Source organism: Mycobacterium sp. 20KCMC460 (genome assembly GCF_022179425.1).
GTDB classification, from domain to species: domain Bacteria; phylum Actinomycetota; class Actinomycetes; order Mycobacteriales; family Mycobacteriaceae; genus Mycobacterium; species Mycobacterium kiyosense.
Genome location: NZ_AP025524.1, coordinates 2,604,910 through 2,629,349 on the forward strand (window position 1 = coordinate 2,604,910; position 24,440 = coordinate 2,629,349).

Annotated in this window: 21 protein-coding genes; 11 read left to right on the forward strand and 10 right to left on the reverse strand. The window is 68.1% G+C overall.

Going from position 1 to position 24,440, the window contains the following annotated elements; genetic code table 11:
* Positions 1–81: 81 nt before the first annotated feature.
* A complete protein-coding gene (locus MKCMC460_RS12325) occupies positions 82–966 on the reverse strand; it encodes a neutral zinc metallopeptidase (protein WP_236976161.1) in 885 nt (294 codons plus the stop codon).
* Between the two features lie 103 nt (positions 967–1,069).
* Positions 1,070–1,534, reverse strand: coding sequence for an SRPBCC family protein (locus tag MKCMC460_RS12330; protein WP_236976159.1), 465 nt, complete (start codon positions 1,532–1,534; stop codon positions 1,070–1,072).
* A 109-nt stretch (positions 1,535–1,643) separates the two neighbouring features.
* Between MKCMC460_RS12330 and MKCMC460_RS12335 the strand changes: the two genes are divergently transcribed.
* The 4 genes from MKCMC460_RS12335 (at position 1,644) to MKCMC460_RS12350 (ending at position 5,774) form a co-directional block, all read left to right on the forward strand.
* Positions 1,644–2,219 (forward strand): TetR/AcrR family transcriptional regulator, encoded by a 576-nt coding sequence (locus MKCMC460_RS12335; RefSeq protein WP_236976156.1) that lies wholly within the window; start codon positions 1,644–1,646, stop codon positions 2,217–2,219.
* 482 nt (positions 2,220–2,701) lie between these two features.
* Positions 2,702–3,871: an LLM class flavin-dependent oxidoreductase gene (locus MKCMC460_RS12340; protein WP_236976154.1), complete on the forward strand. Its 1,170-nt coding sequence runs from the start codon at positions 2,702–2,704 to the stop codon at positions 3,869–3,871.
* Entirely contained in the window at positions 3,868–4,632 is a 765-nt protein-coding gene (locus tag MKCMC460_RS12345) for an SDR family NAD(P)-dependent oxidoreductase (RefSeq protein ID WP_236976152.1), read from the forward strand. Before MKCMC460_RS12340 ends, MKCMC460_RS12345 begins: the two co-directional genes overlap by 4 nt.
* 32 nt (positions 4,633–4,664) lie before the next feature.
* Positions 4,665–5,774: a spirocyclase AveC family protein gene (locus tag MKCMC460_RS12350; protein ID WP_236976150.1), complete on the forward strand. Its 1,110-nt coding sequence runs from the start codon at positions 4,665–4,667 to the stop codon at positions 5,772–5,774.
* 21 nt (positions 5,775–5,795) lie between these two features.
* Here the strand turns inward: MKCMC460_RS12350 and MKCMC460_RS12355 are convergent, their stop codons facing one another.
* A complete protein-coding gene (locus tag MKCMC460_RS12355; protein ID WP_236976148.1) occupies positions 5,796–6,299 on the reverse strand; it encodes an SRPBCC family protein in 504 nt (167 codons plus the stop codon).
* A gap of 10 nt (positions 6,300–6,309) precedes the next feature.
* The gene (locus MKCMC460_RS12360; RefSeq protein ID WP_236984217.1) at positions 6,310–7,209 is read right to left on the reverse strand and encodes an oxidoreductase; all 900 of its coding nucleotides are present in this window, start codon (positions 7,207–7,209) and stop codon (positions 6,310–6,312) included.
* Positions 7,210–7,282: 73 nt separating this feature from the next.
* Between MKCMC460_RS12360 and aspS the strand changes: the two genes are divergently transcribed.
* From aspS to MKCMC460_RS12375, 3 genes are all read left to right on the forward strand, one after another.
* Positions 7,283–9,058: an aspartate--tRNA ligase gene (gene aspS / locus MKCMC460_RS12365; protein WP_236976147.1), complete on the forward strand. Its 1,776-nt coding sequence runs from the start codon at positions 7,283–7,285 to the stop codon at positions 9,056–9,058.
* Positions 9,055–9,501, forward strand: coding sequence for a nitroreductase family deazaflavin-dependent oxidoreductase (locus tag MKCMC460_RS12370; protein ID WP_236976146.1), 447 nt, complete (start codon positions 9,055–9,057; stop codon positions 9,499–9,501). The genes aspS and MKCMC460_RS12370 overlap by 4 nt, the downstream gene beginning before the upstream one ends.
* 79 nt (positions 9,502–9,580) lie before the next feature.
* Positions 9,581–10,639, forward strand: coding sequence for an aromatic acid exporter family protein (locus tag MKCMC460_RS12375; RefSeq protein WP_236976141.1), 1,059 nt, complete (start codon positions 9,581–9,583; stop codon positions 10,637–10,639).
* On the opposite strand, the gene MKCMC460_RS12380 is transcribed toward MKCMC460_RS12375, so the two are convergent.
* Both MKCMC460_RS12380 and MKCMC460_RS12385 read right to left on the reverse strand, forming a co-directional pair.
* Positions 10,611–11,000 carry an MmcQ/YjbR family DNA-binding protein gene (locus MKCMC460_RS12380; protein WP_236976139.1) on the reverse strand — a complete coding sequence of 130 codons (390 nt, stop codon included), beginning with the start codon at positions 10,998–11,000 and terminating at the stop codon, positions 10,611–10,613. The two genes, MKCMC460_RS12375 and MKCMC460_RS12380, sit on opposite strands and share 29 nt — an antisense overlap.
* A 20-nt stretch (positions 11,001–11,020) precedes the next feature.
* Positions 11,021–12,232: an alpha/beta fold hydrolase gene (locus MKCMC460_RS12385; protein WP_236976137.1), complete on the reverse strand. Its 1,212-nt coding sequence runs from the start codon at positions 12,230–12,232 to the stop codon at positions 11,021–11,023.
* Between the two features lie 147 nt (positions 12,233–12,379).
* Between MKCMC460_RS12385 and MKCMC460_RS12390 the strand changes: the two genes are divergently transcribed.
* On the forward strand, positions 12,380–13,312 hold the full coding sequence (locus MKCMC460_RS12390; protein ID WP_236984215.1) for a transglutaminase family protein: 933 nt from the start codon (positions 12,380–12,382) through the stop codon (positions 13,310–13,312).
* Entirely contained in the window at positions 13,305–14,336 is a 1,032-nt protein-coding gene (locus tag MKCMC460_RS12395) for a putative zinc-binding metallopeptidase (RefSeq protein ID WP_236976135.1), read from the forward strand. Before MKCMC460_RS12390 ends, MKCMC460_RS12395 begins: the two co-directional genes overlap by 8 nt.
* On the opposite strand, the gene MKCMC460_RS12400 is transcribed toward MKCMC460_RS12395, so the two are convergent.
* From MKCMC460_RS12400 to MKCMC460_RS12410, 3 genes are all read right to left on the reverse strand, one after another.
* A complete protein-coding gene (locus tag MKCMC460_RS12400) occupies positions 14,337–17,033 on the reverse strand; it encodes a circularly permuted type 2 ATP-grasp protein (RefSeq protein WP_370653119.1) in 2,697 nt (898 codons plus the stop codon).
* Positions 17,034–17,082: 49 nt separating this feature from the next.
* Positions 17,083–20,418 (reverse strand): DUF2126 domain-containing protein, encoded by a 3,336-nt coding sequence (locus tag MKCMC460_RS12405; protein WP_236976133.1) that lies wholly within the window; start codon positions 20,416–20,418, stop codon positions 17,083–17,085.
* Between the two features lie 130 nt (positions 20,419–20,548).
* Positions 20,549–21,613 (reverse strand): hypothetical protein, encoded by a 1,065-nt coding sequence (locus tag MKCMC460_RS12410; protein WP_238305778.1) that lies wholly within the window; start codon positions 21,611–21,613, stop codon positions 20,549–20,551.
* A 141-nt stretch (positions 21,614–21,754) separates the two neighbouring features.
* Here MKCMC460_RS12410 and MKCMC460_RS12415 point away from each other — a divergent pair, with 141 nt between their 5' ends.
* The gene (locus MKCMC460_RS12415) at positions 21,755–23,131 is read left to right on the forward strand and encodes a replication-associated recombination protein A (RefSeq protein WP_370653120.1); all 1,377 of its coding nucleotides are present in this window, start codon (positions 21,755–21,757) and stop codon (positions 23,129–23,131) included.
* Positions 23,132–23,259: 128 nt separating this feature from the next.
* On the opposite strand, the gene MKCMC460_RS12420 is transcribed toward MKCMC460_RS12415, so the two are convergent.
* The gene (locus MKCMC460_RS12420; RefSeq protein ID WP_236976129.1) at positions 23,260–23,880 is read right to left on the reverse strand and encodes a hypothetical protein; all 621 of its coding nucleotides are present in this window, start codon (positions 23,878–23,880) and stop codon (positions 23,260–23,262) included.
* A gap of 132 nt (positions 23,881–24,012) precedes the next feature.
* Between MKCMC460_RS12420 and MKCMC460_RS12425 the strand changes: the two genes are divergently transcribed.
* Positions 24,013–24,402, forward strand: a complete 390-nt coding sequence (locus MKCMC460_RS12425) for a secondary thiamine-phosphate synthase enzyme YjbQ (protein WP_236984208.1) — start codon at positions 24,013–24,015, stop codon at positions 24,400–24,402.
* Positions 24,403–24,440: the final 38 nt, after the last annotated feature.

Genomic DNA, 24,440 nt, shown 5'->3' on the forward strand with positions numbered 1-24,440 from the left:
AACGGCAGCCACCCGTTGGGCGCTTGACGCGCTGACGGCCGGGCGCCGCAGGGAGTTGCGAAGATGCTCGGTTAAACCCGGCTAACCCAAGTCGTTGGTGGCGAAGGTGTCGCACTTGTTGGGGTCGCCGCTCTGGTAGCCGATGGTGAACCACTTCTGGCGTTGCGCCGAGGATCCGTGCGTCCAGGACTCGGGGTTGACGCGGCCGTTCACCTCCGCCTGGATGCGGTCGTCACCCACCGACGCCGCCGCCGACAACGCGTCAGAAATGTCCTTGTCGCTCAACGGCTCCAGGAACGGCCGTCCGGTGCTGTCCTGCTTGACCGTCGAGGCGTAGTGGGCCCACACCCCGGCGTAGCAGTCGGCCTGCAGTTCGGTGCGCACACCGTTTCCCTGCGAGCCCTGTGCCCCCTGCTGGGCGCGGCCGAGGGTGTGCTGCAGGTTCTGCACGTGGTGGCCGTACTCATGGGCCACCACGTATTCCTGGGCGAAAGGCCCACCGCTGGAACCGAATCGGTCGACCAGCACCGAGAAGAAGTCGGTGTCGAAGTACGCCGTCTTGTCCACCGGGCAGTAGAACGGTCCGACTTCGGTGCTGGCCGGCCCGCATCCGGTGCTGACCGTGCCGCTGAACAGCCGCATTTTCGGTTTGGTGTAGCTGGGCATCAGCTGCTTCCACACCGCGTCCAGTGAATTGCCGGTGGCCACCACCCGGCACTGCACGTACTTGTTGGCGTCGGCACCGGTCTTGCACTTGTTTAGGTCGAATCCGGGCGCCACGTCGCCGCCGGTGTCCATCGGCTGCTGGCTGATGATCCCGCCGGGGTCGACGCCGAGCAGCATGGCGACCACCACGATCAGCAGGCCGCCGATGCCGCCACCGATGGCGATCGGCCCCATCCCGCCACCGCCGCCGGAGGAGGACGCGGAGCTGGTATCGATCTGCATACCCTCGTTGAAGGTCATCGCGCCCTCCGTTAGATCAGTCAGCCGGGTCTTCGACCCGTGCAAACCAGCTTTGCATACCTACCCCCGGTGCGTGCCAGCGATTCCGGTGCGGGGTCAGTCCTCATACCCGTTCGGCTGCACGGGCAAGCCCGTGGCTGAACTGCCGGTAGAGCCGTTTGATGAGCAATCGGGTCGGCAATCCCGTTCCTGTCAGCGCCGTGTTCCACGTTCCCGACCATTGAATGTGGGTTCCGCCGTTGGGTGTTGGGGTGAGGTCGACGTTCGCGCGGTAGTTGCGCAATGGCAGACCAGAAACCAGGGCGTAGCCGAAGCGGCGTTGCGGGATGAGCTCGGCGACTTGTTCGTGAGTGACGAATCTGATGCCGGCGCGGCGGAACCGGAATCGACGAATGGCGCCCACGCTTTCGCCGCCCTCTTGGCCCTCGCGCTCCAGTGTCATGGAGTCGAGATTGATCCATCTGGGCCAGTTCGCGCCGTCGGTGAGCAGGTTGTAGACCGTTGCCGCCGGCGCAGCGCTGTGTGCTGACGCCGTGGCGTGATGCAGGGGTGGGTATTCTCTCGTCATTGGAGTGAGTCCCATTTCCGTTGTCGTGGTGTCGTCGTCAGCTTGGGGGGCGTATATGAATGCCGGTGAGGTGGCTGCTGCGAAACCGCCGACGACGAGGACGCGCCGGATGCAGCGGGGCCGACGTGAGTTGGCGTTGGTCGCGCTTCGGCAGTACGAGGAGAAGGGTTTCGCGCAGACCACGGTGGAGGAGATTGCCGAGGCCGCGGATTATGCTCCCAGCACGTTTTTCCGGCACTTCGGCACCAAGGAAAACGCGGTCTTCTTCGATATCGACGAGCGGATGAACTCCTATCGCGCGCTGATGGCGCAGTCCACGTCGCCCGGTGGTTCGGGTTGGGCGCGAGTGCGTGAAGTCTTGCTGGACAACGCCGTGTACTGGGCTGAGTCCGATCCCGAATTTGCGTTGGCGCGAACGCGTTTGTGTCATAAGGAACCGGCGCTGTATACGCGCTATCTGCACTACTGCGATCAGGTCGAGACGATTGTGCGTCGCGTTCTGGCTGCTGACCGTGGCACCGATCCCGACGACGATATCGAAGCCGGAGTGCTGGCGGGCGCCGCCGTGGCGGCCTTCCGCACCGCTCTGCGGGTTTGGCTGGGCGAGGGTGGTCGGGTGGTCGACCATCTCCAGGCCGGCCTCGACGCACTGCAAGCTGGGATCCCGTCGACTGGTAGCGGTTAGGTTCACGCTGCAGCCGGATGGCCTGCCAGACGAAGATGGGGGAGATGAACTCGAGCGCCAGCAACGCGCCGAACAGCATCTGGACGTAGGCCAGCGGAGTGCTGATTCGCTTGAGTTGCCCACTGATCGCCATGCTGCACGTGCAGACCAGCGCGCCGGCAAGGCTCACCAGAATCAGACCGGCGCGCTTCTGGGCGGCGTGGTCGCGGAAGAACGCCACCACCTCCTCGGGGGTGCGACTGGGCGACGGCGGCGGAATGAAGTGGCCCAGGACCCAGAAACCGAGGAAGAACACCGCCATCAAGGCGGGCCCGGTCCAGGTAAGCATGCGCTGGACCGACAGGTCGAGCCGATTCCTCGCGCCGGTTTCATCGAGTATGCAAGCCCTCCGCAGCTCGTGCTAGTAACGCTCTTGACAGGAGTCACTCTCATAGAACACCATGCTCTCAGTGGTCCAGATCACAAGAGCGAAAGGCGTGAGGTTGAGTTCAAAGACGGTGAAGTTCGGTCTGTTCGGCAACGAATTCCCGCCGATGGAGGCGGCTCTGGAATCGTTCAAACGAGCTGAGGCGCAGGGTTGGGAGTTCCTCGATCTGCCCGACCAGATCATGTCGACGCACCCGCAAGGGATGCTCACCCCGCCGGTGCCGGCCGCCGATCCTTCGGCGCCGACGAGTTTCTACGCCGACGCGTGGTTCGGCTCGATGGAGATGTGCGCCGCCGCGGCGGTTCTGACCCAGGACATCGAGATCCTGTTGGCGGTGATCGATCCGCTGCGGCGCAGCCCAGCGGTGATGGCCCAGGAAATGATGACGCTGCAGCATATGTCCAAGGGCCGCATGACGTTTGCGATCGGCGCCGGCGAGGAGAAGCAGTTCAAGCCGTTCGGCGAGGTGCGCAGCAAGCCGTTCTCGCGGCTGGAAGAGGCCGCGGCGATCTGGAAGACATTGTGGGAATCCGGCGCTGCACCGGTGTCGCGGGACTCGGAGTTCTGGCCGCTGCGCGATGCCATCTTCCCGATCCCGATGTGGGAAGGTGGCCCACCGCAGCTGCTGTTCGTCGGCGGCGGGCCGCGGATCCAGCGCTTGGCCGGCACGGTCGGCAACGGCTGGCTGACATTTCTGCCCGGTGGCGCCGGCAACGACTACGCCTGGCTCGCCGACTACATCGGCGGGATCAAAGCTTTCGCCGAGAAAGAGGGCCGCGATCCTGAGGCGTTGCGGTTCAACGCCCAGGTGATCACAGTCCTCGCCGAAGACGACAAAACAGCGTGGGAGCTGGCACGTCAGCCCAACCCGGGCTGGATTGCGATCACGTGCGCCAGCATCGATTCGAGCAAGACCTGGGAAAAGTGGGGCTTCGAGAATCCGCTCGGCGACTTCAACTGGGCTCAGGACATCAACCCGATGCTGGCCAGTCCCCAGCGGGTCGCCGAGATGACGGCGAAGATTCCGGATCAGGTCACCGATTTCGCGCTGGTGTGGGGAGGGCCGGAACGCGTTGCCGGTCGTGTTCAGGAGATGATCGACGCGGGGATCAACGAGGTCAGCTTCTTCAATATGGCCGCCAGCGCTGATCCCGAATACGGGGCCCACTGGAGCCATCAGATCTCGCAGGTGATCAAACTTCTTGGCGGCGAAGGGCTTTCATGAGCACCGCGGTTGACGGCAAGGTCGCGCTGGTCACGGGGGGTGCGTCCGGGATCGGCCGAGCCACCGTGCTGCGTCTGCTGGAGGCGGGTGCCAAGGTCCTGATCGCGGACATCGATCTGCCCGCCGCCCAATCGCTAGCCGAAACTACCTGCGCGGCAACAGCATTGCATTGCGATGTCAGCGAACCGGCTGACGTTCAGGCCGCGGTCGAGGCGACCGTCGAGGCGTTCGGCGGCCTTGACGTGTTGATCAACAACGCGGGGGTCAGTTCCGCCGGCGGTTTGATCGTCGATGCGTCTGCCGAGGATCTGCAGCGGACATTGGCCGTCAACATCGCCGGTCCGTACTACGGGATCAAGTACGCGGCCCCGCGCATCGCCGAACGCGGCGGCGGTGCCATCCTGATCACCGCGTCCACCGCGGGGTTGCGCGGCATGCCCGCGATGGCCGGCTATGCGGCGTCCAAAGCCGCGCTGATCAACCTCACCCAGTCCGCAGCGCTCGAGCTACGGCCCCTGGGCATCAGGGTGAACTGTGTGCTGCCCGGCATCATCGAGACGCCGATGCTCGACGGCATCAAAGCCATCTACGAGTCCGTTGCGCCGATGCCGATTGCCGACGTGGTGGCCGCCAAGCAGGGGCGTGTCGGCGTTCCCGACGACATCGCCCGCGCGTTGGTGTACCTCGCAAGCGGGGAGGCCGAGTTCGTATCGGGTGTCGCCTTGCCCGTCGATAACGCCATGTCGGTAAGTCTGTTCTGAAGGTTGGCGGTTCCCCAAGATCGGAGGTCCTGATGACGCAGGCCAAGTCGACATCTTCGAAGACGTCCCCGTCATCTCTGCCGGCTCAGCCCAACGCCGAATCGAAGCCGATCTGGTGGTTCGCCGCGTTGGGGGCACTGCTGCTGGTGATAGCCGCGCAGGGATGGCTGCGCTGGTTCGCCTCCGACGACTTCGGCCGGCCCATACCGTCGGGGCCGGACCACTACCCGTACCTGTGGTACCTGCGGGCACTGGAGATCGCCAGTGCCGCCTCAACGGTCTACCTGTGCTGGCGGTTCCTGATCAAACCCTGGATCAGGGACGGCAAGGTCTCCTTCGACGGCAAGCTCGTCATCGGCATGATGATCGGCTACTTCTGGGAGCCGATGGTGAACTTCTACAACTACACCTTCGCCATGAACGCCCACAGCATCAGCTGGGGCACCTGGGCGAATTACATTCCCGGATTCCGCTATCCCGGGCAGGCTCATTTTCCCGACGGACTGCTCTACGCCCTGCCGCAATACGTCTACTCCGGGGTGCTGCTGTCCCTGATCGGAGCCTGGTGGTTGCGTTTCTCGGAGCGCAAATTCCCACAGCTGGGCCAGATCTCGCGATGGGTCGCACTGTTCTTCCTGCTGGCCGGCATCTGGATGCCATTCGAGTTCGCCCTGTTCATCATTCCGCAGGTGTGGATCTATCAGGGCGTGGTGGGGAGCCTGAGTTTGTTCGCGGGAACCGTCTACCAGTTCCCGCTTTACGAGGGATTCATCATGGCGCTGTTCGGTTGCGGGGTCACGTTTTTGCGCGTCACGCGCAACGATCGCGGCGAGACGTTTGTCGAAACGGGTCTGCAGTCCATCAACCCGCGGTGGCGCAACAAGGTGTCCACGCTGGCGGTAACCGGCGTGGTGTGCCTGTGGACCGGCGTGTCCTACTTCGGACCCTGGACCTGGCTGCAGGTGCAAAACGACTCCACCGCGGTGAATTCGCCGTCGTACCTGCGATCCGGAATCTGCGGTGGCGGTACGGATATGGCGTGTCCCGACCGATCCGTTCCGATCCCCAGCAGAACCTCCATCCGCATCGGTCCCGCAGATCCACGGTTACCGCAAAGTGTCCGCGACGCGCAGGGGAATTGACCGCCCCAGCACACCACCGGCCTATCGCTGCGGGGCGGCGGCGAACCGGGTGTCGGTGTAAGCGCGCAGATTGCGCAGGAACCAGCGCAACCCCAGGTTCAGCAGCGGCCCGAACAGCACCATGCCCAGGCCGGCGCCGCGGGCCGGCTGCTGGGCCATGGTCCAGGTCAGTCGGCAGCCGCCGGGAATGACCTGCACCCGGTAGTCCTCGGCGAACGCGGCGACTGCCTTCGTCGAGCACGAGTTGAACCGAAAAGCCATGTGGGTGAACGGTTCCCAGGCGATGAACTCCTCGTCGCCGACGATGCCGCCGCGCATCTCCACGACGCGGGTGGTGCCCACGCCGCGCGGCTCCGGGCTGGTCCAGGTGACCTTGGTGATCGCCTTCGCCCAACGCGGCCACGCTTCGGCGTCGCCCAGCACCTCGAACAACTGCTCGGGCGTGATGGCCAGGTCCACGCTGTTGCGGAAGCGGTATTTGGCGTTGTCGACGAAGCTCAGGTCGACGCGTTCGCAGGGATGCATGCCGTGCACCTTAGCCGGGGCCTTCGCTGGCCGCGGCCAGCAGCGGCACGATCACGTCGCTGATCGGGGTGGGCAGGCCGTGGGCGCGGGCCTTGCGGATGATCACGCCGTTGCGCAGGTCCCATTCCAGCGGCCGGTGGTGTTCCCGATCGGTCAGTATCGAGGTCGTCATGTCCTCGGGAACCACCCGGAACGAATCGACGATCCGTGCGACGACGTCGTCGCCCAGCCGGGCGCCCTCGGCGCGCGCCACCGCCACACACTCGGCCACATACCGCCGCGACAGGTCGGCCACGTCGTCGCGGCGGAACATCCCCGACCGGCGCCCGGTCAGCACCATCAGTCCGGCCAGCGCGTTGAGCAGCAGTTTGCGCCAGATCACGGTGGTGAAGTCGGGGTCGCAGTCCACCCGGCAGCCGGCCCCGCGCAGCAGGTCGGCCAGCGCCTCCGCCGCCGGCCCGGTGGGCAGCACCAGCGCGGCCTCGCCACGCAACCGCACCCACCCGTCGGGCTGGGTCTCCGCCGAGTACCACACGCTGCCGGGAACCACGGTCGACGACGGGCACAGCGGCTGCACCTGCTCGAGCTGTTCGACGCCGTTCTGCAGCACGGCCACCACCGTGCGCTCGTCGCACAACCGGGCCAGCCAGCCTGCCGCGGCTGCGTTCTGGGTGGCTTTGACCGCCAGGATCAGCACGTCGACCGGTCCGCCGACGTCAGCGGGGTCGGTGTGCACCGGTCCGGGCACCACGATGGGGTCACCGGCCAAGACTTCGGGGTCGGGCCGCAGTTCGATGATCGCGCGCGGAGTGTGGCCGCACAGCAGCACCGGGTGCCCGGCGCGGTGCAGCAGGGCGGCGACCGTCGTACCGACAGCGCCGGGACCCACGAGTGCGATGGAGGTTGGAATACAGGCAAAAGTACCGTGTCAAACCCGCCCTTTAGACTGGGCAGTCATCCAATTCAGGTCTTAAGGAGTCTTTGTGCTGCGCAGCCACGCCGCCGGTTCGCTACGGGACAGCGACGCCGGGCAACAGGTGACGTTGGCCGGCTGGGTGGCCCGCCGCCGCGACCACGGTGGTGTCATCTTCATCGATCTGCGTGACGCGTCCGGCGTCGCCCAGGTGGTGTTCCGCGAAGCCGATGTGCTGGCCCAGGCGCACCGGTTGCGCTCGGAGTTCTGCGTCGCGGTCACCGGGGTGGTCGAGATCCGCCCGGAAGGTAATGCCAACCCCGAGATCGCCACCGGTGACATCGAAGTCAACGCCACCGCGCTGACCGTGCTGGGCGAGTCCGCGCCGCTGCCGTTCCAGCTGGACGAGCCGGCGGGGGAGGAGCTGCGGCTGAAGTACCGCTACCTGGATCTGCGCCGCGATGGCCCGGCCGCGGCAATTCGGTTGCGCTCCAAGGTGAATGCCGCGGCCCGCGAGGTGCTGGCCCGGCACGACTTCGTCGAGATCGAGACGCCGACCATCACCCGCTCCACGCCGGAAGGTGCGCGCGACTTCCTGGTGCCGGCCCGGTTGCGGCCGGGCACGTTCTACGCGCTGCCGCAGAGCCCGCAGCTGTTCAAGCAGCTGTTGATGGTGGCCGGCATGGAACGCTACTACCAGATCGCCCGCTGCTACCGCGACGAAGACTTCCGCGCCGACCGCCAGCCCGAGTTCACCCAGCTCGATATGGAGCTCAGCTTCGTCGACGTCGACGACGTCATCGCGATCTCCGAGGAGATCCTGTCCGCGTTGTGGGCGTTGATCGGCTACCAGATCCCCACCCCGATCCCGCGGATGACCTACGCCGACGCCATGCGCCGGTTCGGCTCCGACAAGCCGGACCTGCGCTTCGGGCTGGAGCTCGTCGAGTGCACGAAGTTCTTCAAAGACACCACCTTCCGGGTGTTCCAGGCGCCCTACGTCGGCGCGGTGGTAATGCCCGGCGGCGCGTCCCAGCCGCGCCGCACCCTGGACGGCTGGCAGGAGTGGGCCAAGCAGCGTGGGCACCGCGGGCTGGCCTACGTGCTGGTCGGCGACGACGGCACGCTGAGCGGTCCGGTTGCCAAGAACCTGACCGACGCCGAACGCGACGGCCTGGCCGGCCACGTCGGAGCCAACCCCGGCGACTGCATCTTCTTCTCCGCCGGCCCGGTCAAGGGATCCCGGGCGCTGTTGGGCGCGGCGCGCTCGGAGATCGCGCACCGGTTGGACTTGATCGAGCCCGGCAGCTGGGCGTTCGTCTGGATCGTCGACCCGCCCTTGTTCGAGCCGGCCGACGACGCCGTGGAGGCCGGTGACGTGGCCGTCGGCTCGGGAGCGTGGACCGCGGTCCACCACGCGTTCACCGCACCGAAGGCCGAACAGCAGGACCGCATCGAATCCGATCCCGGCGCGGTGCTGGCCGACGCCTACGACATCGTCTGCAACGGCAACGAGATCGGCGGCGGCTCGATCCGTATCCACCGCCGCGACGTCCAGGAGCGGGTGTTCGAGGTGATGGGCATCGGCCCGGACGAGGCGCAGGAAAAATTCGGTTTCCTGTTGGAGGCCTTCACTTTTGGCGCACCGCCGCACGGCGGCATCGCATTCGGCTGGGACCGGATCAACGCGCTGCTGTCCGGCGTCGACTCGATCCGCGAGGTGATCGCGTTCCCCAAGACCGGCGGCGGCGTCGACCCGCTGACCGACGCGCCGGCGCCCATCACCGCCCAGCAGCGCAAGGAGTCCGGAATAGATTTCAAGCCCAAGCCGCTGGACGGGGTATGACGCAACTGCCGGACGACCCGAAGGCGATGGCCGAGATGGCCAAGGCGATGAACAAAGACATCATCGCCGAGTTCCGTGCCAACCAGGGAAAGGTGGGTGGCCAGTTCGCGGGCGCCGACCTGTTGTTGCTGCACACCACGGGCGCCAAGTCCGGCGAACAGCGGACCTCACCGCTGGCCTACTTCGACATCGACGGCAAGCTGATCATCATCGGGTCCTTCGCGGGTGCCCCCGTCAACCCGGCCTGGGTGCACAACCTGCGGGCCAACCCCGCCGCGCGGGTCGAAGTCGGCACCGACGCCTTCGACGTGACCGCGCGGGAACTGCCGCCCGCCGAGCGTGACGAACTCTTCTCGCGGCTGGTGGCCGAAGCGCCAGGCTTTGGTGAATATCAGGCCAAGACCAGCCGGGTGATTCCATTGTTCGAACTGCAGCGCGGCTGAGCGCTCCTCGATTCTGCGGCGCGAACGGGTAGCAGCGCCCGCGTCGCATATTTCACACCCGGTGCGGTAAGCAGACGTCATGAGCACTTCGCTGCTGACCGGCGCCGCCGGCGAGGGCGTGGCCGCCGCGCACCGGCTGCGCGCCGCGCTGTGGCCGATCACCCAAACCTCCGTGGTCGCCGCACTGGCGTGGTACCTGACCCACGACCTGCTGCGTCACCAGCAACCGTTCTTCGCGCCGATCTCGGCGGTGGTGTGCATGTCGGCCAGCAACGTGCTGCGAGCGCGGCGTGCCACCCAGATGATGGTCGGCGTCGCGCTGGGTATCGCGGTGGGCGGTGCGGTGGAAGGCTTTCTCGGGGCCGGTCGCATCGCGATCGGCGTGGCGGTGTTCGTGGCGCTGTCGGTCGCGGTGCTGATCGGGCGCGGCGCCATGGGGCAGGGCTTGATGTTCGTCAACCAAACGGCGGTCTCGGCGATCCTGGTGCTGGTGTTCGCCCACAGCGGCGTGGTGGTGACCGAACGGCTCTTCGACTCCCTGATCGGCGGCAGCCTGGCCCTGCTGTTCGCGATCGTGTTCTTTCCGGCCGACCCGCACCGCCTGATCGCCGACGCGCGCACCGGGGTGTTGGCGGCCGCGCACCAGGCCCTCGAGCAAGCTGCGGGCATGCTGAGCGACCCGGGTAGTCGTGATCCCGACTGGCCGCGAGACGTCTCGGATCAGCTGCACGCGCAGGTCGGTGTGTTGATCGAAGCGCGCGCTACGGCCGACTTGACGGTGCGCCGCGCGCCGCGGCGCTGGGCGTCCCGCGCCACCATTCGGCGCATCGACGCGCAGGCTGCGCAGCTGGGCCTGTTCGCCGGCTGCGTCCTGCATCTGGTTCGCTCGGTGACCCGTCCGGTCGGCCGGGACGTCTCCCCGGCCATGCGCGCCGCGATTGCGGAGTTGATTGCCGCGACCGCGCTGGCCGACGCCGATCCCGCGGCGGCGGCCACGCACATCGCCGCCGCCCGCCGCCACGCCGGCGAGCTGCACACAACGGCGCGGGACAGCACCGAAGTGGTGCTCGCCGACGTCGTCGCGGGCTGCGCCGACGACCTGCAGGCCGTTACGACGACTTGGCCAGAAACTCCTTGACCAGCCGTCGCGGCGCCTGCGTCAACCAAGCCTCGGTGAGCAACTCCTCGAGCTCGAAGAACCCGATTTCGGCCAGCTTGACCAGCACGGCCGGGTAGCCGTCGAAATGCGGGGTGGTGAAGAAAATCCTCGGCTCGTCGGCGATCAGCGCGAACTTCACCCCCTCGTCGGGGACCCGTATTGCAAGGATGTCGCCTTCCGGTGGCTGCGCACCGGTGCTCGTCAGGGCCTCGATGTCGGACCTGCGCAACGGGCGCTCCCAGGCCAGCAACTTCTTGCCGACCCGCCAGTCGTGCTGCGACTGCTCGGTGACCAGCGGCAGCTCGGCGGCGATGCGCGCGACGTCGTCCCAGGTGGCCACGCCTACGATTGTGCGCCCGATCAGCCCAGCCAGGCCAGCAATTTGTCGTACACCGCCGGATGGTTGAGCAAATCGAAATGATTCAGCCCGCTCAGGGTCAGCCCGTGCTCGGGCTCGAACGGAATCCTGCGGTCCCGCCCGCGCCCGGCCGCACTGCTGGGTCGCACCAAATGGTCGCCGACCAGCAGGCCGACCGCGCGCGGCGCCGCGGTGGTGGAGACGAAGTGGTAGACCGCATGCGGCAGGAACGGCACCTCCTGGCAGCGGTCCCGCAGAAACTCGTCCGGGTCGGCATCCCGCCAGTCCTCGTCGAGCAGCGCGCCATACCGCAGATCTTTCACACCGTCACTGCGGGTGTTGAGAAACCGTGCCACGGCCCGGGTTTCGGGCAGCTTGGCCAGCGCCCAGGCTGCGGCGTTGACACCCTTTTCCAGCTCCGCGCCCAGGTGGGGCGAACCGAGGCACACCACGTTGCGCACGGCCGCGGTCCAGTCGTGTTCGCGCTCAGTGCCGTAATGGCAGGCGCTGCGTGCCACCAGGCCGCCCATCGAATGGCCGACCAGGACCAGTTCCCGCACCGGCACCGGCCACAGCGCGTGCATTTCGTTCAGCAGGCCGGCCAGCGCCTGGCCGTTCGCCGAGATGTGCAGGCCGCTGTTGTAGCGCAGGTACACGGGGGTGTAGCCGAGGTCCTTGCGCAGCCGCTTGCCGTACGGGCGCAGCGGTTCGCCGGTGCGCGGCTCGCGCCACCAGGACCGTTCGGTCATGCACCAGCCGTGGGTGAAGACGACGACCCGGCCGGTCGCCGTCGGGAACGCCTGCCGAAGGGAATCGGGGGTCAGTGCCACCGGCTGCCCCTTGCGCCGGATCTGCATGTTCAGTGCGAAGCCGTTGTTGCGGTTGGTCATCTCGTCGCCGTAGATGCCGTTGAGCGCGGCGAGGGCCCCGGCGACCCGCGGGCGGGCCTGCACCGTCGGGTCGTCGTCGTTGCTGATGGTTTCGGCGGCCAGCGCGCCGGCGCCGTAGAGGGAACCCCGGACCGCGGCGTCGACCAGCGTGTACACCGTCGATGCGGCGCCGTCGTGAATGGCCTGCACCGGTTTGGCCGCCGGGCCGATCGAGTCGAAGACGCGGCTGGCGATGCCGTGGTGCATGTCGCGGACGAATGTGGTCAGCACCCGGGTGCCTTCCCCGGCCAGATCGGCCAGCGACCGGATTTCGTGTCCCTGCACGAGTCGACTCCTTCCCGTGTGACTACTCAGTGACGACGTGTTGGCAATCAGGGTTCCCCGTAGCCGCCGGAATAGTCGGGCATGTGATGTGATCTGAGGGCCCAGGGTGATCACGCACAGGGGAGACGCCAGTTGCCGTATGCCGAGCTGTCCGGCCTGACCAGCCCCGCGGACGCCAAACGCTATCGGGTCACGCACCGCACCGAATACCGGTACTCCGACGTCGTGACCAGCTCGTACGGGCGCGGGTTCCTCACCCCGCGCGACTCGTTGCGCCAGCGTTGCGTGGCGCACCGACTGGACATCAACCCCACCCCGTCGGACAGCTCCACCAGCCGCGACACCTACGGCAACATCAGCTCCTACTTCCACGTCACCGAGCCGCACCGCGCGCTGACCGTCACCAGCGATTCGATCGTCGACGTGGCCCCACCGCATCCGGGCCTCTACAGCAGCGGCCCGGCACTGCAACCGTGGGAGGCCGCGCGGCCGGCCGGGACAGCCGGCGCGTTGGCTGTCGACTTCACCCTGGACCTCACCCCGCCGGAGATCACCGACGAGGTCCGCGCGTACGCCGCCCCCAGCTTTGAACCCGGACGCCCGCTGGTCGAGGTGCTGCGGGACCTCTCGTCGCGCATCTTCGGCGACTTCACCTACCGGTCCGGATCGACCACCGTTTCCACCCGCGTCAACGAGGTTCTGATTGCCCGCGAGGGGGTATGTCAAGACTTCGCGAGGCTGGCGATCGCCTGCCTGCGAGCCAACGGTCTGGCGGCCTGCTACGTGTCCGGGTATCTGGCCACCGACCCACCACCGGGGAAGGATCGAATGATAGGCATTGACGCGACCCACGCTTGGGCGTCGGTGTGGACGCCGCAACAGCCCGGCCAATTCGAGTGGCTGGGGCTGGATCCCACCAACGACGCCTTGGTCGACGAGCGCTACATCATCGTCGGCCGCGGACGCGACTACGCGGATGTGCCCCCGCTGCGCGGCATCATCTACACGAATTCCGAGCGCAGCGTAATCGACGTCGGTGTCGACGTCGTCCCATTCGAAGGTGATGAACTACATGCGTGATTTCAGCTGCCCCAACTGTGGCCAGCGCCTGACATTCGAGAACTCGGCCTGCCTGAACTGCGGCAGCGCGCTGGGCTTTTCGCTGGATCAGATGGCGTTGCTGGTGATCGCCAAGCAAGAGGAGGACAGCGACCACGCCGGTGCGGTCGCGGCCGCCGAATACCAGTTGTGCGCCAATCTGTATGTGGCCGAATGCAACTGGCTGGTTCCGGTGGATCCGCCAGGCACCCTGTGCGAGTCGTGCGCGTTGACAATCGAGCGCCCGCACGACGGCGACACGGTCGGTCTGGCGGAGTTCGCCCGCGCCGAAGCGGCCAAGCGGCGACTGGTCGCCGAGTTGCACGAGATGAAGCTACCGATCATCGGGCGTGACCAGGACCCGGACTACGGGCTGGCTTTCCGGCTGCTGTCCAGTGCGCACGAGAACGTCATCACCGGCCACGAAAACGGGGTTATCACACTGGATTTGGCCGAGGGCGACGACGTGCACCGCGAACAGTTGCGGGTGGAGATGGAGGAGCCGTACCGCACCCTGCTCGGGCACTTCCGCCACGAGGTCGGGCACTACTACTTCTACCGCCTGATCAGGACACCTGAGTATCTGCAGCGGTTCAACGAGCTGTTCGGCGATCCCGACGCCGACTATCAGGCCGCGCTGGACCGTCACTACAGCGAAGGTGCCCCGGATGGTTGGGAGGAAACCTACGTCTCGTCCTATGCGACCATGCACCCCGCGGAGGACTGGGCCGAGACGTTCGCCCACTACCTGCACATCCGCGACACCCTGGACACCTCGGCGTCGTGCGGTCTGGCCCCGGCGGCCGCCACGTTCGACCGGCCGCCGTTGGGCCCCAGCGCATTTCCCACCATTATCGAGATGTGGCTGCCGTTGTCATGGTCGCTGAACATGGTGAACCGGTCCATGGGGCACGACGACCTCTACCCGTTCGTGCTGCCGCCGGCGGTGCTGGACAAGATGCAGTTCGTCCACACCGTGATCGACGAGGTGACATCGCAGAACTAGCTACGCGGGCAGCGTGCGCCGTTCGTCGGGGCCACCCCACAGCGGCTGCATGCCGCCGGGCAGGGCGAGCTGCGTGGCGGTGATGGTGTCGGCCAGCTCGCGCAGCGCGGCGTGCACCCACTCCAGCAGCTCGGCCAGCTCTGCCCGCTGCCCGTCGGTGATCTCTTCCAGCTCAACGGGATCCGCGCGGCGCAGCCGGGTGCCGATCTCGTCCACGATCCGCTCGGGACGCGACGAGCCGGACGAGCCGGGCAGGTTCTTGAGGTGCGCCCGCAACTGCTCGAGTTGGTACAACAGCGAGCGCGGGTTCTGCGGGTCGAACAGCATCAGCTCGGTCACCGCGGCCACGCTGATCTTGCCCAGGTTGCGCCGGCGGTAGATGACCGACGACTCGCAGGCCTCCAGAGTGGCCTCGACGATCGATTGCTCGGCGACGGTGCCCCGGACCTTGGTGAGTGTGTCGGTCAGCAGCGCGGTCAGCCACAGCCCCCGCTCGATCCGCTTGCCGATGTCCATCATCGTCCAGCCGACGTCGCGCACCATCGACTCGCCGGCCACCCCGGCCAGCGTCAGCATCCCGGCGAGCGCCTGGGACTGGGCGGCGGCCAGCAGCGCGTCGGCTTCGGCCAGCGACTGCGGCGGATCCGACCGAAGGCCAACCGCGCGTTCGACATTGGCCAGCACCATCCAGGTGTCGTTGGACAACTGGTCGCGCACCGCGCGGGCGGCCAGCGCCAGACCCTCCACCGACTGGATCAACGATCCCGGCCGGCCCGACTCCACCGTCATCGCCCACAGCATCGAGGGAGCCACGGCGATCATCTCGGCGGGGTCGTACTCGTCGGCGCCGCCCGCCCCGGTGTCGGTTCCGGTGATGCGTCCGAGCGCGGCCATCAGCGCCGGCACGCACTCGCTCTCCTCGGTGTGCTGGTGGTGCCGGTAGACGTGGTAGCGCTCCCGCGCAACGATCAGCAGTCGCGCCATGTCCTCGGCCCGCTCGCCGTAGCGTCCTATCCAGAACATGTCCGAGAGCACCCGCGGCGAGCTGACGGCCCAGGTGCCCGCACCCGTCTTGACGGGCCGCGGCGCCGACGGCAGGGTCACCGTCTCGGCGATGGCACGCTCCGTCGGTCGCACCCAGATATCCTTGGCGGCAACCGTTTTCAAGGTGTATGCGGCCGGGCCGGGCGCCACCACGTAGCCCAGGCCGCCGATCATGGGTGCGTAGCCGCTGCGCTGGGCCACGGTGAACAACCGCATCCCGACACCCGCGGAGGACAGCACGCCGGCGTGGTCGGTGGGCGCCGAGGAGAACGTCGGCGGCTCCTGCCCGGTCCACCGCCACGGCGCCGCCTCGATACGGGCGGTCAGCTCGCTGAGCTGAGCGGACGAAAGTGTCGGTCCGACAAGGGTTTCCCCGCCGTCCACCGGTCGGATCAACAGCCGCGACAGGTTGGCCAGCAGGTGCGAGAGTTCAGCGGGGATGCCGCCCCAGAACACCTGCGCCGAAGCCAGCAGCGGCTCCTCGCCGAGCAGCCGCTCGGCCAGATCCGGCAGAAAACGAAGCAGCCCAGGGCTTTCCAGAATTCCGCTGCCCAGTGTGTTGACCACCGTGACAGTGCCGCGGTGCAGCGTCTCCACCAGCCCGACCACCCCGAGCCGGGAGTCGGCACGCAGATCCAGCGGGTCGGCGTACAGCGCGTCGACGCGGCGCAGTACCACGTCGACCCGCTTGAGTGTGCCCAGGGAACGCATCCACAGTTTCCCGTCGCGCACCACCAGATCGGCGCTCTCCACCAGCGGGAAACCCAGCAGCGTGGCCAGATAGGCCTGGTCGAACGCGGTCTCGGAGTAGATGCCCGGGCTGAGCACCACCACTACCGGGTCCTGCACCACATCGGGTGCGGCGTCGATCAGCGCCAGCCGCAGCGCCTGAGCGAACGGGGTGTTGGCCCGCGGCGCGATCCGTTCGTACAGATCGGGAATCGCGTGCGCCAGTACCCGCCGGTCGGCCAGCGCGTATCCGGCGCCGGAGGGGGCCTGGGTCCAGTCGGCGTTGATCTGGAAGGTGCCGTCGGCCCGCCGGCTCACATCGCAGCCGTGCATGAACAGCTGGTGGTGGCCGGGCACCTTGATCCCGGTGGCGGGCCGCACGTATCCGGGATGGGCGAACACCAGCTGCGGCGGCAGCAGTCCCTCGGTGAGCAGATGGCGCGGCCCGTACAGGTCCGCGAGCGCCGCGTCGAGCAGCCGGGCGCGCTGCACCAGCCCCGCTTCCAGCAACTCCCAGTCGGCGGCCGAGACCACCAGCGGCAGCGTGTCCAGGTGCCACAGTCCCGGCTCCGGGCCGTGCCCCGGGGACACGTCGCGCGCGTCCTGGGTGTCCGCGACCCCGGTGTAGGTGATGCCGTCGTGGTCGATCAGGCTGTGCACCACTGAGCGCAGCCGGTCCAGCCCGGCCCGGCCGCGTTCGGCGATCGCGTCGGCGAGTTCGTGCCATCCCGGCCGCACGTTGCCGTCGGAGTCGACGAACTCGTCGTAGCCGACGCCGGGACCCTCGCGCAGATCGAACAGTGCTTCCTGGGCGCGGGCGGTGCGATATCCGGCCAGCAGCCGGTCGCCGTCGTAGTGCCTGCTCTCGAACCCGGCCAAGCTCTCCTGGTGCCCGGCGAACGCCGAAGACCCGCTCATGCTCATGCCGACTGCCATAGGTGTGTCAAATTCCCGTGCCGTGTCCCGAACGCCACTACTGCTGCACGGTACGCACGCGTCGCAGGTCGAGGATGCCCGGCGCGCCGATGTCGGTGTACAACCGCGCCTGCTTCTCCCGGATACCGGCCAGGTCGAGCTTGCCCGGGGTGAACCCGGTCGCCTCGAACCGCCGCGACCGGCGCGACTCGGCCTCCACCGCGTTGACCGGCGGCTCATCGTAGGCGCGGCCGCCAGGGTGGACGACGTGGTAGGTGCAGCCACCGCGGGACGTCCCGGTGGTCAGGTCGATCAGCTCGAATTGCAGCGGCGTGTCGATGGAGATGGTCGGGTGCAGGGCGCTGGGCGGTTGCCACGCCTTGAACCGCACCCCACCGACGTGAATGTCGGGGTTGTCGGTGGCCAGCAACGGGACCGGGTAGCCGTTGCAGGTCACCGTGTAGCGGTGCCGGTCGGCGCCGATGACGCGGACCTGGACCCGCTCCACCGAGGAGTCGACGTAGCGGGCGGTCCCGGTGGCCGTGGACTCCTCGCCCAGGGTGTTCCACGGCTCGATCGCCCCGCGCAGCTCGATTTCCACGCCGTCGAACACCGCGGTGCCGATGCGCGGGAAGCGGAACTCGGTGAACGGGTCCAGCCAGCTCGTCTCGAACGCGATGCCGTGCGCGCGCAGGTCGGCCGCGACGTCGGCGATGTCGTGAATCAGGAAGTGCGGCAACAGATATCGTCCGTGCAGGTTTTCGCCGTGCCGGATCAGCGGGGCGCGCAGCGGCTCATCCCAGAACCAGGCCACCAGCGAGCGCACCAACAGCGACTGCACCATCGCCATCCGCAGATGCGGGGGCATCTCGAACCCGCGCAGCTCCAGCAGGCCCAGCCGGCCGCGGGGGCCCTCGGGGCTGTAGAGCTTGTCGATGCAGAACTCGGCGCGGTGGGTGTTGCCGGTGATGTCGGTGAGCAGGTGGCGCAGCGCGCGGTCGGTCACCCACGGCTTGGCGTTGCTCTTCGGCCCCCCGCCGCCGAGCCGGGCGATCTCGGCGAAGGCGATCTCCAGCTCGTAGAGAGCCTCGGCGCGGCCCTCGTCGACGCGCGGCGCCTGCGAGGTGGTGCCGACGAATCGGCCGGCGAACAGGTAGGACAGCGACGGGTGCCGCTGCCAATACGTCAACAGCGACACCAGCAGGTCGGGGCGGCGCAGCAGCGGCGAGTCGGCCGGGGTGACGCCGCCCAGTGTGATGTGGTTGCCGCCGCCGGTACCGCCGTGCGTGCCGTCCACGTCGAACGATTCGGTGGACAACCGGGCCAGGCGGGCTTGCTCGTAGAGCGTCTCGAGTTGTTGGCGCTGTTCGTCGAAACTGGCGGTCGGGGCGACGTTGACTTCGATGACGCCGGGGTCGGGGGTGACCGTCGTCGATATCAGCCGCGGGTCCGTCGGTGGCCCGTACCCCTCGATCACTACCGGGGTGTCGGCCTTGGCCACCGCCATCTCCACCCGGCTGACCAGGTCGATGAAGTCTTCCAGCGCCGCGGTGGGCGGCAGGAAGATGTAGAGCAACCCGTCGCGGACCTCGGCGACCAGCGCGGTCGTCGGCGCGCCCTGCGGGTCCACCAGCACCGCCGTCTCGCCGGCCGCGGCGGGCTCGGGTACCGGCAGCTGCCCCGGGCTGACCGGGTCGGCGTCGAACGGTGTCGGCGGCGGGCGCCAGCTGATCGAATCCAGCGGCAGCCGCAGGCCGGCCGGCGAGTCGCCCTCGGTGAGCACCAGCCGGCCGCGGCGCAGCCGCCAGTTCGCGCTGGCCCAGCCGGAGCCGTCCTCGCGACGATGGATCGGAAGCACGAATGCCACCGGGGTCGTGATGGTTTCGTCCAGGCTGGCGAGCAGGGCGGCGGCGTCGTGGCCGCTTTCCGGGGCCAGGTCGTCGGCGGGATCGACCGGGTCGCCGACCGGCAACCGCACCGCGGAGGCCAGCCGCGCCAGCGGGTCCTCGTAGGCCGGGCGCACCTGAGACAGCGGCAGCCCCAGACCTTCGGCGACGGTGGCAAGCACGTCGTTGGCCACCGACGTTTCGACAGGGTCCGGCAATTCCGGGGCCCAGGGGTCGGCCAGCAACGCTTCGTTGGCCCACAGCGGGCGCCCGTCGGCACGCCAGTACAGCCCGATCTGCCAGCGCGGCAACGGCTCACCCGGGTACCACTTGCCCTGACTGCGCTGCACCAGTCCCTGCGGCGCCCACTGCGCCTTGAGTCTGGCGGCCAGCGCGGAGGCCAGCCGCCGTTTGTGCGGCCCGTCGGCGGCGGTGCGCCATTCCGGGTCGACCTGGTTGTCCACCGACACGAACGTGGGCTCGCCGCCGATGGTCAGCCGGACGTCGCCGGCGGCCAGTCGCTCGTCGACCTGGTGACCGACGGTGCAGATGGTCTGCCACGCGTCGTCGGTGTAGGGCAGCGTGACCCGCGGATCCTCGTGGACGCGGGTGACGGTGTTGGAGAACTCCATCACCGACGAGCACGGCTCGGTGCTGCCGGTGATGGGTGCCGCCGACGACGGGTGCGGGGTCGCCGCCAGCGGAATGTGGCCCTCGCCGGCGAACAGCCCCGACGTCGGGTCCAGCCCGATCCAGCCCGCGCCGGGGATGTACACCTCGGTCCAGGCGTGCAGGTCGGTGAAGTCCGCGGCCGGTCCCGACGGGCCGTCCAGGGCCTCCACGTCGGAGGCCAGCTGCACCAGGTAGCCCGACACGAACCGGGCGGCCAGGCCGAGCTGGCGCAGGATCGACACCATCAGCCACGCCGAGTCGCGGCACGAACCCACCCCACTGCGCAGCGTGTAGTCCGGGGTCTGCACGCCGGGCTCCATCCGCAGGCTGTAGGTGACGTCGGCGTTGATCGCGTGGTTGAGCGCGACGAGGAAGTCGATGGTGCGGGTGCCCGGGGGGACGGCGAAGTTGCGCACCCAGGCCTGCACGAGTTCGCCTGGCCCGGACCCGTCGTGCTCCTCGTCGACGGGCCGCATGAACGGTTCCAGGTCGGCGGCCAGGGCTTTGGGGTAGACGAGCCCCTCCGCCGGCCACGTTTCGGCCCAGTCCTCGATGAAGAAGTCGAACGGGTTGATCACCTTGAGATCGGCGATCAGCCCGACGGTGATGGTGAGCTCGCGGGTGGGTTTCGGGAAGACCAGCCGCGCCAGGAAGTTGCCCAGCGCGTCCTGCTGCCAGTTGATGAAGTGCTCGGCCGGTTCGACCCGCAGCGAATACGCCTCGATCGGGGTGCGCGAATGCGGCGCCGGACGCAACCGCACGATGTGCGGATACACCTGGACCAGCTTGTCAAAGGTGTAACTGGTGCGGTGCTCCAGTGCAACTTTGATGCTCATAACCGCTGATCCCATCACAAGTGACTGCCGCCCGCAGCGCGCGCCGTTTCCGGCTTGTGCTGCGGGCGGCAGTCTTTCGTTAATCAGGCCGTTGCGTGTGAACGACCTGTTTCGCAGGTTTTACCAGTACTTACGAATACTGCGGACCCGGATACTGGCCCGGTGGCGGCCCCGGTGGCAGTCCAGCCTGCTCCAACGGGGCGACGTAACCGCCCGTCAGTTTGCGGTAGGCATAGGTCTGGATCAGGAAGGCGACCGGGATGGCCACGATCAATCCGACACCGCAAGCGAATTCGCCGACCAGCATGACCGCGATCTGAACGAGCCAGGTCAGCAGACTGGGGCCGACGTTGGCCCGGGTCAACGCAATGCTGGCTTTGATCGAATCAACCGGCGACAAAGACCGGTCCACCGCGAACTGCAGGGCGAACATCGTGAGGAAGCTGAAGATCAACCCCGGGATGTAGCACAGGATGCTGCCGATCGACGTGCCCACCATCACCAGCAACGCGGTGAGGAGGACTGGTCCGAAGTTGCGGGGTTTGAGGAACGACGCGACGGTCACCGGCTTACCGTCGGCGACGTCGAGGCTGCCCGAGATGAAGCTCGCCTGCATATAGAAGCTGACGACGGCGAGCAACAGGCCCAGCAGCAGCCCCAGGATCAGCGAACCCGCGCCGAGGCTGGCGTCGGTTTGGTAGGCGCCGGTGTTGGGGTCATAGGTGGTGGTGCTGGCATTCATCATCCCCGCGATCAATGACGTGTAGAGGATGGCGAAGAGGATGCCGAGACCGACGACGAAGATGACGCCCGCAACGGCCAGCGCCGCGGCGTTCTTGGTGAACTTGCCCCACGCCCAGCTGAAGGCCTCGCCGACGCTGAACGACGCGCCGGGGCCGCCGGCCGGGGCCCCGTAACCCGGCGGCGGGTAGCCGGCCGGCGGCGCGCTCGGTGCGCCGTAGCCGGGTGGCGGGGGCGGCGGGCCGCCGTAGCCGCCGGGAGCCTGGTAGCCGCCCGGCGGCCCCTGCGGCGGTGGGGGAGGCGTGTAGCTCGGCGGTGGGGCAGGCGTGTAGCTCGGCGGTGGAGGTGGCGGTGCGCCGTAACCCCCTCCGGGCGGCGGTGCGCCGTGGCGCGGCGGGGGCGGGTAGCCCTGCGGATCGGACGGATTGCCTGGATATTCTGGCGGCTGGCTCATTGCAGTCCTAGTTGCCTCGTAGTTCGCTCTGGTCGATCGGGGCTTAACTTTGTTCCATCGGCGCAAACGGGAACTTAGCAAACCTGGGCCCGAATCGCGCGCATTGGTTGGCTATCCGCACTGCGTGGTAAGCCTGAATCCGTGTCCGACGGTCTGTTCGACCTTCCCGCGGAACCGGTGACGTCCGGCCGGGGCGGAATGGCCGCTCCGGGTGCGGTGGGCGCCCCGGCGGGAGCCTCGGCGCCGCTGGCGGTGCGGATGCGTCCGGCGACGCTGGACGAAGTCGTCGGGCAGGACCATCTGCTGGCGCCCGGGTCGCCGCTGCGGCGCTTGGCCGAGGGATCCGGGGTGGCCTCGGCCATCCTGTACGGGCCGCCGGGAAGCGGCAAGACCACGCTGGCGGCGCTGATCTCACACGCCACCGGCCGCCGGTTCGAAGCGCTCTCGGCGCTGTCGGCCGGCGTCAAAGAGGTGCGGGCGGTGATCGACCAGGCGCGCCGCAGCCTGCTCTCCGGTGAGCAGACGGTGTTGTTCATCGACGAGGTGCACCGTTTCTCCAAGACGCAGCAGGACGCGCTGCTGGCCGCGGTGGAGAACCGGGTGGTGCTGCTGGTGGCGGCGACTACCGAGAACCCGTCTTTCTCGGTGGTGGCGCCGCTGCTGTCGCGGTCGCTGATCCTGCAGTTGCGGCCGCTGACCCCCGACGACATCCGCACCGTCGTGCAGCGTGCCATCGACGACCCGCGCGGGCTGGGCGGCAAGATGGCGGTCGATGCCGCCGCCGTCGAGCTGCTGGTGCAGTTGGCGGCCGGCGATGCCCGCCGCGCGCTGACCGCGCTGGAGGTGGCGTCGGAAACGGCGGGAACGGCGGGAACGGCCACCGTCACCGTCGAGACCATCGAACAGTCCCTGGACCGGGCCGCGGTGCGCTACGACCGCGACGGCGACCAGCACTACGACGTCGTCAGCGCGTTCATCAAGTCGGTGCGCGGCTCGGATGTGGACGCGGCACTGCACTATCTGGCCAGGATGCTCGTCGCCGGCGAAGATCCGCGGTTCATCGCGCGCCGGCTGATGATCCTGGCCAGCGAGGACATCGGCATGGCGGACCCGACCGCGCTGCTGGTGGCCGTGGCCGCGGCGCAGACGGTGGCGCTGATCGGTATGCCCGAGGCGCAGCTGACGTTGGCGCATGCCACCGTTCACCTGGCGACCGCGCCGAAGTCCAATGCCGTGACGACGGCGCTGGGCGCGGCCATCGGCGACGTCAAAGCCGGCAAGGCCGGGCTGGTGCCGGCGCATCTGCGCGACGGGCACTACTCCGGTGCGGCGGCGCTGGGCAACGCGCAGGGCTACAAGTACTCCCACGACGCCCCGGATGGTGTTGTGGCGCAACAGTATCCGCCGGACGAGTTGGTGGGCGTGGACTACTATCGGCCTACCGGTCGGGGTGCCGAACGGGAGATGGCCGGCCGGTTGGACCGGTTGCGCGCGATCATCCGCGGGAAGAAGCGCTAGCGGATCAACCCCATCCGCCGAGCGTCACGCCAGCGTGACGGTGGGCACCGACCGTTGCGCCAGCGTGACGCTCGGCGCCAAACGCAGCCGTCAGACAACTCGGGCACGCTCGGCGCCAAACGCAGCCGTCAGACCAGCTCGGGCACCCGCAGCCGGGCGATCGCCAGCTCGAATTCGCCGACGTCGTCCTGGTCGATCCCGAGGTCCCGCAGGATCGCGGTGCGCAACGAGCGCGCCGCCTCGCTGCTGCGTTCCATCGCTTCGCGGCTGTCGTAGGTCACCGACACCACCGCCCGCGCCGAGGCGCGGTCGATCATCAGGCTGGCGCTGCAGAACCCGTCGAACTCTTCGACGGCCGGCAGCACCGCCAGCTTGTAGAAGTCGAGCGCCTGGTCGAACCGCTCCGGGCGGGCCTTGAGCCAGGTGGCCCGCACGCAGGCGCCCAGGCCGGACCGGTGGTCGCGGTGCAGCATCGCGATGTCCCACTGGTCCACCACCGCGCTGCCGCCGAAGATCTTGACGGCCCGGCTGCGGATCGGCCAGACTCGCTCGGCGCTGGCGCGCATCGCGTCCTGGTTCTCCCAGGCGCTGGTCGCCACACACCGCGCCGACTCCCGGTCCACCAGCAGCGACATGCCCAGGCATCCGTCGATCTGCTGCAGAGCGGGCAACACCACCTCGCGCATATGGGCCACACCCATGTTGAGCAGCGAAGGTTGGGCCTGGATGGTGGTAGAGCGTGCGTACACGGTCGTGCCTTTCTGCCGGCTGCGGTGGTGCACCAACCACCTTCCTCCGACCCCGCGGGTGTGGCAACCGTCACACTGTCGATTGGCAGTGCGCGGATGCCGAGCCGTAGGCTTGACCGGGTGCATACCGACGTGCTTGATGTGGACACCGCGCGTCGCCGCATCGTCGATCTGACCGAGGCGGTGCGCAGCTTCTGCGGTAGCCACGAGGACGGTTTGTGCAACGTCTTCGTCCCGCATGCCACCGCCGGGGTGGCGATCATCGAGACCGGTGCCGGCTCCGACGACGACCTGGTCGACACGCTGGAGCGGCTGTTGCCGCGCGACGGCCGTTACCGGCATGCGCACGGCTCCCCGGGCCACGGCGCCGACCACGTGTTGCCGGCCATCGTCTCGCCGTCGGTGACGGTGCCGGTCCATGGCGGCGAGCCGCTGCTGGGCACCTGGCAGAGCGTGGTGCTGGTCGACCTGAACCGGGACAACCCGCGGCGGTCGGTCCGGTTGAGCTTCGTCGAAGGCTGAATGGAAGGCTAAGCGGGGCCGAATTGCGTATTCGGTCG